This is a genomic window from Anoxynatronum buryatiense, assembly GCF_900182905.1.
GTDB classification, from domain to species: Bacteria; Bacillota; Clostridia; order Peptostreptococcales; family Tindalliaceae; genus Anoxynatronum; species Anoxynatronum buryatiense.
The window spans coordinates 44,351-56,590 of record NZ_FXUF01000018.1 but is presented as its reverse complement, the minus strand read 5'-3'; the positions used below and the strand labels follow the sequence as shown (position 1 = coordinate 56,590).

Below are 12,240 nucleotides of genomic sequence, written 5' to 3'. Positions count from 1 at the left end.
CGGCAGGAGAAAAATGACAACCGTTTTTCTCCTGCTTTCTGTTCATCTCAGGTATGCTGTACCTTTGGCAAAGGAGCTGTCCCATGAAAGATGCAATGATCAGCATCAGGAACGTGACCAAGCGGTTTCCCGGCATTGTGGCCAACGACAACATTTCACTGGAGATCCGGAAAGGGGAGATTTTTGCCCTGCTGGGTGAGAATGGTGCCGGAAAATCCGTGTTGATGAGCATGATTTTTGGGCTCTATGAGCCCGACGAGGGTGACATATGGATTAAAGGCCAGCGGGTGACAGATTACTCTCCCCGTCAGGCAGCCCGCATGGGAGTAGGCATGGTGCACCAACATTTCAAACTGGTGGAAAACTACACCATTGCCCAAAACATTGTGCTGGGCATGGAGCCGGTGAAGAAAACGCTGGGATTTCTGCCTCTCGTGAACCTGACAGAGAGTGAAAAGGAAATTGAGGCTCTGTCACACCGGTATAAGCTGGATGTGAATCCCCGGGCCCGGATTGAGCAGGTGAATGTGGCCACCCGTCAAAAGGTGGAGATTCTTAAAATGCTTTACCGGGAAGCGGACATTCTGATTTTTGACGAACCCACAGCCATTCTCACCCCTCAGGAAATCGAATACCTGCTGGAAATCATCCGCGAACTCCGTGAAAACGGTAAAACCATCATTCTGGTCAGTCACAAGCTGGAAGAAATCAAGGAAGTGGCCGACCGCTGTGCGATTTTAAATCGGGGACGCCTGGTGGATATCAGAGACGTTGCCACCACATCAACCCGGGAAATGGCCAATCTCATGGTGGGCCGGGAAGTGATGCTGGAGGTTAACAAGCCGGCTCCCGCCTTTGGAGAAGTGGTGTTGGAAGTGGAAAACCTTCGGGTGAAAAACCAGGACCAGGTGGAGGTGGTGAAGGGGGTCTCTTTCCAGATTCGGGGCGGAGAAATCTTTGCCATTGCCGGTGTCTCCGGAAACGGACAGGCAGAAATTGCCGAAGCCATCACTGGCCTTAAGCCTGTCACAGACGGAACCATCCGGCTGAATCAGGTGGAGATCACCCATTACCCGGTGCGTCAGCGCAACCTGGAAGGCATCGCCTATATTCCGGAGGACCGCCAGGCTTACGGACTGATTTTGGAAGATCCCATCACCGATAACCTGGCACTGAAGCGGTATTTTCAGGAGCCTTTCTCAACGCCGGGCGGAAAGTTAAGACCAGAAGCCTTCGTCAGTTACGCACGACGCCTGATTGACACCTACGACATTCGCAGCAACAGAGGCGAAGCCAGTATCACCCGCAGTCTCAGCGGCGGTAACCAGCAAAAAATGATCATTGCCCGGGAAATCGAACAGGATACCCCCCTCATCATTTTTGTGCAGCCCACCCGAGGGCTTGATGTGGGTGCCATCGAAAACACTTGGCAGCAAATTCTAAGGGAGCGGGAGAAGGGAAAGGCCATTCTGCTGATCTCTCTGGAGCTGGACGAAATCATGGCCCTGGCAGATACCATTGGCGTCATCTATAATGGTGAAATGCTGGAAATTCAGCCGGCATCTGCCCTGACGGCCATGGAGATCGGCGCCTATATGATGGGGGTGAAAGAGCATGAATAAAAAAAATCCACTGACCGCCTTCCTGGGCAACGAAAAATGGCAGTGGCTTTCCATCCCCGTTTTTGCCGTGGTGCTTTCCATAGTGGCCGGCAGTGTGGTGATGCTTCTTATGGGAAAAAATCCCCTGGCAGCTTATGTGGGCATTCTTCAGGGAGCGGGCCTGGTGCCCAAACCCAATTATGCAGGCGGTACGGGCATGCTCACCGATTTCACCAGCTTTCTTGATGCCCTGGCGCCCATGATTTTTGCCGCGCTGGCGGTGACGGTTGGCTTCCGTGCAGGCCTTTTCAACATCGGTATCGCCGGACAAATGCTGCTGGCCGGTTTTTTTGCCACACTGCTGGTGGGTTACAGTGATCTGCCCTGGTATCTGGCAAAGCCGCTGGTGCTCATCATAGCCGTGACGGCAGGCGCACTGGCGGCAGGCCTGGTGGGCTACCTGAAGCATCGTTTCAACATCAGTGAGGTTGTCTCCACGATTATGATGAACTACATTATTGCCTATGTCACCAGTTATTATATCAAAAGCTATTTTGTCAACCCGGTGTCCCGCCAGTCGGAATACATTCAGCCGGCGGCCTCCCTCACCCTCAAGAATCTTCGGGTGGGAGGTGTTCGCATCGATGTGTCCATTGGCATTGTGCTGGCCGTGGCAGCTGCCCTGCTGGTGTACTATTTACTGTATAAAACCCGCCTGGGGTTTGAAATCAAGGCAGTGGGAGCCAACAAGCAGGCGGCGGAATACGCGGGCATTCACATCGGAAAAACTACGGTGACAGCCATGATGATCAGCGGCGGCCTGGCGGGTTTGGCAGGCGCCACCTTCTATCTGGGTCATTATGCTTCCATGCAGCCAGGGGTATTGGCGGGTCTTGGCTACGACGCCATTGCCACTTCTCTCTTGGGGAACAATCATCCCCTGGGGGTGTTGCTGGCATCGGTGCTCATCACCACACTTGATAAAGGCGCCACCTACATGAGCTCAAAGGTGGGGGTGGTGCGGGAAATCTCCGGCGTGATCACCAGCCTGATTCTTCTCTTCAGCGCTACCGGCACCTATATTCGGTACCGGGTGAACCGCCAGCGGCAGGAACAAAAAGAGCAGCAGGAACACCGGGAGCCGCCTGAAGAACAATCCGCTTCACCTGCACCGGGTGAAGTGTCGGCCCAGCAGGTGGAAAAAAGCCGGGAGGCCAACCTGAAAGAAGGGGGCGATGAAGCATGATGGATCGGATGATCATTGACGGACTGGCGTTTGCACTCCCCCTGTTCATTATTGCTGTGGGAGGCATCTATAGTGAGCGCAGCGGCATCATCAACCTGGCACTGGAAGGCCTGATGGGCTTTGGTGCTTTTTCAGGAGCCCTGGCGGTGGTACTGGTGCTGCGGTCCTTTCCCGGGCTGCAACCCCAGGGAATTTACATTGCCATGATATTTGCCATGGTGGGAGGGGCTTTGTTTGCCACCATTCATGCCGCCCTGTGTATCTATTTCAAGGCCAATCAGGTGATCTCAGGTGTGGTCATCAATATTCTCAGCGTCTCCCTCACCGCCTTTCTGACCCGGCAACTGAACAGCCTGATTTTCAAAGCCCCTTCAGACCGGTTTCAGCTGGGCGTGGCCAACCGCATCACCATCCCCGGTCTTTCGGAAATACCCGTGCTGGGAGCTGCTTTCAGAAATCTGTACCCCTTTCAGATTGCCATTATCCTGGTGGCGGTCGCCGCCTATGTCCTCTTTGAAAAAAGTCGTTATGGAATGCGGCTGCGGGCCTGCGGCGACAATCCTCATGCGGTGGCAGCAGCAGGAGTGGACGTGGAACGCATTCGTTTTTCAGCGGTGGTAATTTCGGGAGCACTGGCAGGCTTGGGGGGCATCAGCTTTGCCTATTCCATTTCAGCCAACTTTTCACCCATGATCTACATGGGCTACGGCTATTTGGCCATTGCCGCCCTCATTTTTGGCAACTGGGGGATGACCACCACACTGGGAGCGGCACTTCTGTTTGGTTTTGCCCGATCCGGAGGATATGAGCTGGCCCGGGCACTGGAGATGAGCAGCACCTTCAACGATATCACCATGACCCTGCCCTATGTGCTGACATTGATATTGCTCATCTTTTTCTCAAAAACCAACCGTGTTCCCCGGTCTTTGGGAGAAATCTATGACAAAGGAAAACGATAAATAAAACCAATCAATCAAATATAATGGATTTAACAGCAGTAAACAGGCAGCATCATACAGAAGGCTGGCCGCGGGGGGAGTCGTGAACCATGAAAATCAAGGAAAAAACCGTCTCATTGAGCACACAGGCAAAAAAGAAAATTCTGGAATATATTCAGGAAAAAGAACTAAAAGGTGATGACCAGCTGCCACCGGAGGCCGTTCTCATGGAAAGCATGGGCGTCAGTCGCCACACTGTTCGAGAAGCATTGGCCTTACTGGAACAGGAACGCATTATTTACAAAATACAGGGAAAAGGCACTTTTGTCAGTATTCCACCGGTACCCATTGAAGGCGGCCTGGAAAAGCTGGAAAGCATCACCCGCATGATTGAAAACGCCGGTTATGAGCCGGGAACAAGGTGGCTCAGCATCGCAGAGGTGAGTCCCACTCAGGACATGGTGGAAAAACTGGCGTTAAAGCCTGGAGAAACCGTGGTCACTTTCACCCGGCTGCGCACAGCCAGCGGCCGTGTGGCCGCCTATTGTGTCGATTCGGTACGCCGGTCGGCGATCAGCGGCCCTGTACCCCTGGAAGTCACAGAAGAATCCATGTTTGAGTACCTGGAAGAACACTGTCAGCTCTATCCGGCCTATGCGGTTGCAGAAATAGTCCCCACGCTGACAGATCAGCGCATGATGCTGGACGCCGGCATGCAGAAAAATCAGCTGCTGCTGTTATTGCACCAGATTCATTATGACCGCCAGCGTGAGCCGTTGATCTATTCCATGGATTATTTCAACCCGGAACTGTTCAAATTTCGGGTGAATCGTATGAAATAGCGGCTGAAGCCACTTAGGCAGACAGAGGAAATCAGATAACAGGAGGAAATAGAATGAAGGAAATCATTGCATTGGAATATAAGCAGGGTGAGCTGCACATGATTGATCAGCGGAAACTGCCCCAGGTTTTTGAAATGTTCGTCTGCAAAACCTGGAAAGAGGTGGATTTTGCCATACAGGACATGGTGGTGCGGGGAGCACCGGCCATTGGAGCGGCAGCAGCTTACGGCGCAGCCCTGGCAGCCAGAGAGTACGAACAGGAAAGCAAGGATGTTTTTTTGTCGAAAATGGAAGAGAGCCTGGCGGCCCTCAACGAATCCCGTCCCACAGCAGTGAATTTAATGTGGGCGGTCAAACGTATGCGTAACCTGTTGGACAGGCATCAACAGGAAAACGTTGAACAACTGGTGGAACGCATTGAAGCAGAGGCCCATGCAGTGGTGGCGGCAGATCAGGCCATTAACATTGCCATGGGTAACCATGGTAACACCATTATTCCTGAGAAAGCCACCATTCTCACCCACTGCAACACCGGTGCCCTGGCAACGGTGGGAATCGGCACTGCTTTGGGAGTGGTGCGTCAGGCCTTCCGCAGCGGCAAGAACATCTTTGTGTATGCAGATGAAACCCGGCCCCGGCTCCAGGGCGGGCGCCTCACTGCCTGGGAGCTGATGCAGGAGGGAATTCCCGCAAACCTCATAGCAGACAGTGTGGCCGCCACACTGATCCGTGATGGTAAAATCGATGTGATTCTGGTGGGTGCTGACCGCATTGCCACCAATGGCGATACCGCCAATAAAATCGGCACCTTTATGCTTTCGGTGCTGGCAAAAACCTACAATGTACCCTTCTATGTGGTGGCCCCCACCACCACCATCGACTTTGATATGGTAAGCGGCAGTGAGATTGTCATTGAAGAACGCAGCAGTGAAGAGGTGACCCATATTGACGGCCACCGCACAGCCCCCGAAGGCATCGGAGTATATAACCCGGCCTTTGATGTTACCCCCCACGAGAACATTACCGGTATCATCACTGAAAAAGGCATCGTCAGAGCGCCTTTCAACGAGCAGATTCCAAAGTTGAAATAAGGAGGTGCAGTCATGAAAAAAGCCATTATCGGCGGTACCGGTGTTTACGGCATGGGGGGAGAAGCCCGCATTGAGACAGTAACAACCCCCTACGGCCCTGTGGAAGTTGACCTGGTGACCCTGGGGAACGAAGAGGTTGTTTTTCTGGCCCGTCACGGTAAAAAGCACTCGGTACCTCCCCATCTCATCAACTATCGGGCCAACATGAAAGCACTGGAACAACTGGGCGTAAAGTGGATCTATGCCACGGCGGCAGTGGGTTCCTGCAATGAAGATTTTGCCCCGGGAGACCTGGTGGTGATCAACGATTTTCTGGATTTCACCAAAAATCGGCCCGTCACTTTTTTTGAAGGCGGCGGTGAACCGGTGGGGCATGTGGATATGACCACCCCCTATTGCCCCATGCTCCGGGATCATTTCATGGCGGCTGCAAAGGTGGAGAACATCACCGTTAAAGGAGAAGGGGTCTATGTATGCACCGAAGGGCCCCGGTTTGAATCCCATCAGGAAATTCGCATGTTTCGGATGCTGGGAGGCGATGTGGTGGGAATGACCAATATACCCGAAGCCATTTTTGCCAAAGAGCTGGGGATGTGCTACGCCACAGTGGGGATGATCAGCAACTGGTGCACCGGTATGCAACAGGAGCAGATCGCCCTGCATGATATTGAAACGGCACTGGGAAACAACAAGGAAAAGCTGACCCGGGCATTTCTCAGGGTATTTGACCAGTCGCTGGATCAACAGCAGTGTACCTGCAATCGTTCGGTGGTCACTTTGTAAAAGAATCCCAAAAGCATGTTTCTCATGCGAAATACTTATCATGACAAGGCCCGTGATCAGGGGAACACCCTGATTAACGGGCTTTGTTGTGTGCTTGGGAGATTTGCCGGTGACTATTTTAAGGCTAAAGCCATTTCAAATCCAATAACAGAAAAATCACAAAATAGAAATGATAGAGAGAATAGAGACTATAACTTTTATTCGAGAAAGGGTTGCTTTTTGACGCAATAATGTTAAAATATTAACGAAATGAGTTTTCGATAAATTTATAAAAATACATCCAGGGTAATGAAACAGATCCATCCAAAAAAAGTACATGCAGGAAATAAAGGAAATCCGGAGAGTGATGCGACGGCAGATGGTGTCAGAATGACAGAAAAAGAAGCGTATCAATCAGAAAATAGAGAAACACACAAGGAAATATAGTTAAAAAAATAACTTAGTTTTTGAAGAAAATAACCATCAATTTTCAGATTATCGCGTGGACACAAAATGAATGAATCAACTATCAGAACTGGAGGGCGGTCACGATGGATCAGGCAAAAAATCAGCAGGCATTGGTTTCGCAGATTGGCTCCGTCGATACACAGCAGCAATGGTTAACAGAGAAAGAAAACGATTGCACAGATACCCGCATTGAAATGGATTCGCTGGGTGCCAAGGAAGTGCCGGCAGCGGCTTATTACGGTGTGCAGTCCATTCGTGCGCAGGAAAACTTTCCCCTCACCGGGAACCGGGTACACCCGCAGCTCATCAGAGCCATGGGAATGGTAAAACTGGCCTGTACCGAAGCCAATCAAGCAACTGACAGCCTGGAGCCCCGCATTGCAGAAGCCATCAAGCAAGCCTGTATTGAGTTCATTGCCGGGCAGTACCAGCAGGACATGATTGTGGAAGCCATTCAGGGAGGCGCCGGTACCTCCATCAATATGAATGTCAATGAAATTTTGGCAAACCGGGCGATTGAAATACTGGGAGGCAGGAAAGGCGACTATGGAGTGGTTTCTCCCAACACCCATGTGAACATGGCCCAGTCAACCAATGATGTGGTACCCACTGCCTTCAAAGTGGCGGTGCTCATGATGCATGAAGCGTTGATTTCAAGCCTGGTAAAACTGCATGAAACTTTACAGCGCAAAGAAATGGATTTCGATGAAATCGTCACCATCGGACGCACACATCTGCAGGATGCCATCCCCATTCGCCTGGGCCAGCGTTTCGGTGCCTATGCCAAATTCGTCAAACGGGATATCGAACGCATCAAAGAGTCCATGGAAGACCTGAAGACGGTTAACCTGGGTGCCACCGCCGTGGGGACGGGCCTCAATGCCGATATGGCATACATTGAAAAAGCCATTGAAGAACTGGCTTTAATCACCGGATTCGACATTCGGCTGGCAGAAGACCTGGTGGACGGCACACAGAACACAGATGCCTATGTGCATGTTTCCGGAGCGCTGCGCACCTGTGCGCTCAATCTGTCAAAAATGTGTAATGACTTACGCCTCATGGCCTCCGGTCCCATCTGCGGTCTTATGGATATTCACCTGCCTGCCATGCAGCCCGGATCTTCCATCATGCCGGGCAAGGTGAACCCTGTGATGCCAGAAATGATGAACCAGATCTGTTTCCAGGTACAGGGAAATGACCATGCCATTGCCATGGCGTCAGAAGCCGGTCAGTTTGAACTCAATGTCATGGGGCCGGTACTCTTCAAGAACCTTTTTGAATCCATGGAACTGATCACCAACGGGGTGGATGCACTGGTGGAGAAATGCATTCGCGACCTCCAGGCCAATGAAGCCCGCTGCACCCAGCAGGTGAACCGAAGTGTGGGACTGGTAACAGCACTGAATCCACACATTGGTTATGAAAAAAGCGCTGAAATAGCCAAAGAAGCCCTTGACAGCAAACGCAGTGTCCGGGAAGTGGTGCTGGAAAAAGGCATTTTGACCGAAGCACAGCTGGATCGTATTCTTCAGCCCCGGGAAATGACTGAACCAGGCATTGCCGGTGGTCGCATGGATCATTAAAAGAGAATAAGAACGGGATGATGCCCGCCGTCATAAGAGGCGGGCCTACCTTTGTGATAAGGAGGCCACTGTTATGGAAGAAATTCGCACCACATCTGAAGCAGCCCCCCCAAGTGCCATTGAAAAGGAATCTGTGAATATTTTCATCATGGGAAAGCACTATGAGGTGCCTGCATCCCTCACCATTATGAAAGCTTTTGAGTATGCTGGATACACGCTGATACGCGGGTGTGGGTGCCGGGCAGGCTTCTGCGGTGCCTGTTCCACCGTTTACCGCATTGGAAACCGGCATGAACTGAAAGTGGGATTGGCTTGTCAGACCAAGGTGGAAGAAGCCATGTACCTGACCCAGATTCCATTTTTTCCAGCTCATCAAGTGACGTATGATCTGCAGGAGCTGCAGCCCAGCGGCAATCAGGTGGTTGCCATTTACCCTGAAATTACCAAATGCCTGGGCTGCAACTCCTGTTCCAATGTATGCCCTCAGGATCTGAAGGTGATGAAATATGTCTCCCACGCCATTCGGGGAGAAATTAGCAAGGCGGCCGATGAATCCTTTGATTGCCTTATGTGTGGGCTGTGTGCTTCCCGATGTCCTGCCAATATAGTTCAGTATAAAGTGGCCCTTCTCTGTCGGCGGTTGCATGGCAAGCACCTGTCTCCCCAAAACAGCCATGTGAAAGACCGGGTGGCTGAAATTCAAGCCCAACACTATGAAGCAGACCTGCAGCAATTAATGGAAGCAGATCGCCAAAGTCTGGCAGAACGCTACGACAATCGGGATATCGAATAAGAGGAGGCAATGCCATGAGCTACACACAGGCCATGAGAGAACTAATCAAGCGTGTTGAAGAAACCCGTCATCAGCGATTGGGGTACTATTTTCCCCGCATGACACCGGAAGAAAAGCAGGAAGTGCTGCGCAGCTACCATCCTGATTATATTGAAAGCCAGTTTCGTCAGGTGAAGGTGGGGGTAAATGAAGGTGATCGCTTTCCCCACGAACTGTGTGATGTGTTGGAAGCCCATCCCCGCATCAGCCCCCTGGCCATCCCGCCCACAGTGAATGACCAGGAGGTGGATGTGCTGATTATCGGCGGCGGCGGTGCCGGTGCTTCAGCGGCTCTCCTGGCCCATGAGGCGGGTGCCAATGTGCTTCTGGCAACGAAGCTGCGCTTTGGAGATGCCAATACGGTGATGGCTCAGGGAGGCATTCAGGCAGCCGACAAACCCCAGGACTCTCCGCCAACCCACTACATTGATGTGATGGGAGGCGGGCATTATACCAATATTCCAGAGCTGGTTAAAGCGCTGGTGAGTGATGCGCCAGCTGTCATTGACTGGCTGGAGTCTCTGGGCACCATGTTTGATAAAGACACCGACGGAAGCATGCACACCAATCATGGTGGCGGCACCTCCCGTAAACGGATGCATTCTGCCCGGGATTACACCGGCGCAGAAATCATGCGGGTGTTGCGTGATGAAGTACTTTGCCGCAATATTCCGGTGGTGGAATTCAGCCCGGCAGTGGAATTGTTGCTGGACGAACAGGGTCGGGCAGCAGGGGCGATTCTTTACAATATGGAAACCCAGGAATATCAGATGGTGCGGGCGAAAACAGTGGTGCTGGCCACCGGCGGTTTGGGACGGCTGCATACCCAGGGTTTTCCCACCTCCAACCACTACGGGGCCACTGCAGACGGCCTGGTGATGGCCTACCGGGCAGGAGCAAAGCTGGCTTTTATGGATACGGTCCAGTACCATCCCACAGGAGCCTCTTATCCAGAGCAGGTGGAAGGATTTCTCATCACAGAAAAAGTGAGAGGGCTGGGAGCAACACCTCTTAACATAGAAGGTGAACAGTTTGTGTATCATCTGGAAACACGGGATGTGGAAGCTTCTGCCATCATCAGGGAATGCGCCCGGGGCAAGGGAATCACAGCGCCCTCAGGCATGCAGGGTGTCTGGCTTGATTCCCCCATCATTGAAACAATTCATGGAGAGGGTACCATCGAAAAGGAACTGCCGGCCATGTTGCGCCAGTTCATCAGATTTGGCGTGGACATCCGTAAAGATCCCATTTTAGTCTACCCCACCCTCCATTATCAGAATGGCGGCGTTCTCATCAATGACCAGGCAGAAAGCACGGTGGAAAACCTCTTTGTTGCAGGTGAGGTATCCGGCGGTGTTCACGGCCGCAATCGACTCATGGGTAATTCCCTGCTGGATATCCTGGTTTTTGGCCGCCGGGCAGGTCGCAACGCAGCGGCCCGGGCGCTTGAAACCAGCCGCCAGCCAGTGGATCTCACACTTTCCCATGTGACAGCTTATGTTCAGGAACTGAATGAACAGGAACTTAGTGGGCACTTGACATCGCCCATACTCATTCCGCTGAAGAAAAATTTAAATCCGCGGTTTCAGGACTAAACTGCCACAGAACAAAGACAGGAGCTGATGTCATGTTAAGTTATTATCCCGGATGTACCGTTCGGGCTCAACAAGATGACGGATTCGAAAGGGAAGCACTTGCCCTTTTGGCCAGCCTGGACATTCAGACTCACGAGCTGGAAGAGTGGGAATGCTGCGGTGCGGTTTATCCTGAAGCCCGGGATGAATATGTGGGACTGCTGTCTTCGGTGAGAGCTTTGCAACGCACTTGGGACGCAGGTTCCCAGGGGATGTTGACACTTTGCAGTGCCTGCTTTCATGTGATGAGACGGGTCAACCACAGAATGAAGCGGGATGAAGAGGCACAGCGACGGGTGGGTGGTTATCTGGGAAACATGTACCAGGGCGAAACGAAAGTGTTTCACCTGTTGGAAGTACTCCGCGATCTGGTGGGTTATCCGCGTATTCAGGAGGCGGTGGTGACCCCTTTAAAAGGAGAAAAAATGGCCTGTTACTACGGGTGTATGCTGCTTCGTCCCAAAGAAGAACTGGGACTGGTTGACAGTGAAAACCCCCGGCTCATGGAAGCCCTCATGGAAACACTTGGAGCAACAACAGTTCGGTTTCCTTATCAGACAGACTGCTGTGGCGCCTATCATGTTTATCGGGAAGCTCCCCTGGCAGCCGCTGCCAGCCTAAAGGTGATCACAGCGGCCCGGGAAGCGGGTGCCACTCAAATTATCACAGCCTGCCCCTTGTGCAAGCATAACCTGGAAGCCTGTCAGGCTTCATTGCCTCAAAAGGAACGTCTGCCGGTGGCATATATGACAGCCCCCCTGGTAAAGGCGCTGGGAGGCGTGCAGCGTCTGGAGCAAATGGCCTTCCAGAATGGTGAGAAAGGAGATCCGTCCCATGCGTTTTCCGGAGAAAACAGCCAGTAATTCCCAGCGGGAAGATGTGAAGCACATGACTGGCAAAGAAGTGAAAGACTGTTACCAGTGCATGAAATGCAGTGCCGGATGCCCCATGGCATCCCACATGGATCGGTTGCCCCATGAAATGATGCAATTGGCCAAGCTGGGACTGCTGGAAGAGGTATATGCCAGCAAAAGCCTGTGGATTTGCGCTTCCTGCATGGCCTGTTCCAGCCGCTGTCCCCGGGATTTGGAACCGGCCAGTGTGATGGAGAGTTTTCGGGTCACCTTGTTAAGAGAAACGCCCAATCGTGAAGAAACCTGCGACGGTGATCTGACTGTTCCCCGGCAGGCCATGATTGCATCCATGAGAAAGCATCGCCGATAAATGCCAACAACTGGCG

11 protein-coding genes are annotated in these 12,240 nt (G+C 52.3%); all 11 read left to right on the top strand.

Features of this window, described 5'->3' with window-relative positions; all coding sequences use genetic code 11:
- Positions 1–83: 83 nt before the first annotated feature.
- On the top strand, positions 84–1,622 hold the full coding sequence (locus tag QOL74_RS16525) for an ABC transporter ATP-binding protein (protein WP_283410614.1): 1,539 nt from the start codon (positions 84–86) through the stop codon (positions 1,620–1,622).
- Positions 1,615–2,847 (top strand): ABC transporter permease, encoded by a 1,233-nt coding sequence (locus QOL74_RS16520; protein ID WP_283410613.1) that lies wholly within the window; start codon positions 1,615–1,617, stop codon positions 2,845–2,847. The genes QOL74_RS16525 and QOL74_RS16520 overlap by 8 nt, the downstream gene beginning before the upstream one ends.
- Positions 2,844–3,806: an ABC transporter permease gene (locus QOL74_RS16515; protein ID WP_283410612.1), complete on the top strand. Its 963-nt coding sequence runs from the start codon at positions 2,844–2,846 to the stop codon at positions 3,804–3,806. Before QOL74_RS16520 ends, QOL74_RS16515 begins: the two co-directional genes overlap by 4 nt.
- A gap of 89 nt (positions 3,807–3,895) precedes the next feature.
- Positions 3,896–4,627: a GntR family transcriptional regulator gene (locus tag QOL74_RS16510; RefSeq protein WP_283410611.1), complete on the top strand. Its 732-nt coding sequence runs from the start codon at positions 3,896–3,898 to the stop codon at positions 4,625–4,627.
- Positions 4,628–4,680: 53 nt separating this feature from the next.
- Positions 4,681–5,718: an S-methyl-5-thioribose-1-phosphate isomerase gene (gene mtnA, locus QOL74_RS16505; RefSeq protein WP_488153925.1), complete on the top strand. Its 1,038-nt coding sequence runs from the start codon at positions 4,681–4,683 to the stop codon at positions 5,716–5,718.
- Positions 5,719–5,730: 12 nt separating this feature from the next.
- Positions 5,731–6,501 carry an S-methyl-5'-thioinosine phosphorylase gene (locus QOL74_RS16500; protein WP_283410610.1) on the top strand — a complete coding sequence of 257 codons (771 nt, stop codon included), beginning with the start codon at positions 5,731–5,733 and terminating at the stop codon, positions 6,499–6,501.
- A gap of 530 nt (positions 6,502–7,031) precedes the next feature.
- Positions 7,032–8,534 (top strand): aspartate ammonia-lyase, encoded by a 1,503-nt coding sequence (locus QOL74_RS16495; protein WP_283410609.1) that lies wholly within the window; start codon positions 7,032–7,034, stop codon positions 8,532–8,534.
- Positions 8,535–8,607: 73 nt separating this feature from the next.
- Positions 8,608–9,327: a 4Fe-4S dicluster domain-containing protein gene (locus QOL74_RS16490; protein ID WP_283410608.1), complete on the top strand. Its 720-nt coding sequence runs from the start codon at positions 8,608–8,610 to the stop codon at positions 9,325–9,327.
- A 14-nt stretch (positions 9,328–9,341) separates the two neighbouring features.
- On the top strand, positions 9,342–10,961 hold the full coding sequence (locus tag QOL74_RS16485; protein WP_283410607.1) for an FAD-dependent oxidoreductase: 1,620 nt from the start codon (positions 9,342–9,344) through the stop codon (positions 10,959–10,961).
- Positions 10,962–10,993: 32 nt separating this feature from the next.
- On the top strand, positions 10,994–11,863 hold the full coding sequence (locus QOL74_RS16480; protein WP_283410606.1) for a CoB--CoM heterodisulfide reductase iron-sulfur subunit B family protein: 870 nt from the start codon (positions 10,994–10,996) through the stop codon (positions 11,861–11,863).
- Positions 11,835–12,224 (top strand): 4Fe-4S dicluster domain-containing protein, encoded by a 390-nt coding sequence (locus tag QOL74_RS16475; protein ID WP_283410605.1) that lies wholly within the window; start codon positions 11,835–11,837, stop codon positions 12,222–12,224. The genes QOL74_RS16480 and QOL74_RS16475 overlap by 29 nt, the downstream gene beginning before the upstream one ends.
- The last annotated feature ends 16 nt before the right edge of the window (positions 12,225–12,240 follow it).

Bases quoted from the DNA above. Each gene is read 5' to 3' on its own strand.
- QOL74_RS16485 (WP_283410607.1), top strand. From the start codon at position 9,342: ATGAGCTACACACAGGCCATGAGAGAACTAATCAAGCGTGTTGAAGAA.
- QOL74_RS16500 (WP_283410610.1), top strand. From the start codon at position 5,731: ATGAAAAAAGCCATTATCGGCGGTACCGGTGTTTACGGCATGGGGGGA.
- QOL74_RS16495 (WP_283410609.1), top strand. From the start codon at position 7,032: ATGGATCAGGCAAAAAATCAGCAGGCATTGGTTTCGCAGATTGGCTCC.
- QOL74_RS16480 (WP_283410606.1), top strand. From the start codon at position 10,994: ATGTTAAGTTATTATCCCGGATGTACCGTTCGGGCTCAACAAGATGAC.
- mtnA (WP_488153925.1), top strand. From the start codon at position 4,681: ATGAAGGAAATCATTGCATTGGAATATAAGCAGGGTGAGCTGCACATG.
- QOL74_RS16475 (WP_283410605.1), top strand. From the start codon at position 11,835: ATGCGTTTTCCGGAGAAAACAGCCAGTAATTCCCAGCGGGAAGATGTG.
- QOL74_RS16525 (WP_283410614.1), top strand. From the start codon at position 84: ATGAAAGATGCAATGATCAGCATCAGGAACGTGACCAAGCGGTTTCCC.
- QOL74_RS16510 (WP_283410611.1), top strand. From the start codon at position 3,896: ATGAAAATCAAGGAAAAAACCGTCTCATTGAGCACACAGGCAAAAAAG.
- QOL74_RS16520 (WP_283410613.1), top strand. From the start codon at position 1,615: ATGAATAAAAAAAATCCACTGACCGCCTTCCTGGGCAACGAAAAATGG.
- QOL74_RS16490 (WP_283410608.1), top strand. From the start codon at position 8,608: ATGGAAGAAATTCGCACCACATCTGAAGCAGCCCCCCCAAGTGCCATT.
- QOL74_RS16515 (WP_283410612.1), top strand. From the start codon at position 2,844: ATGATGGATCGGATGATCATTGACGGACTGGCGTTTGCACTCCCCCTG.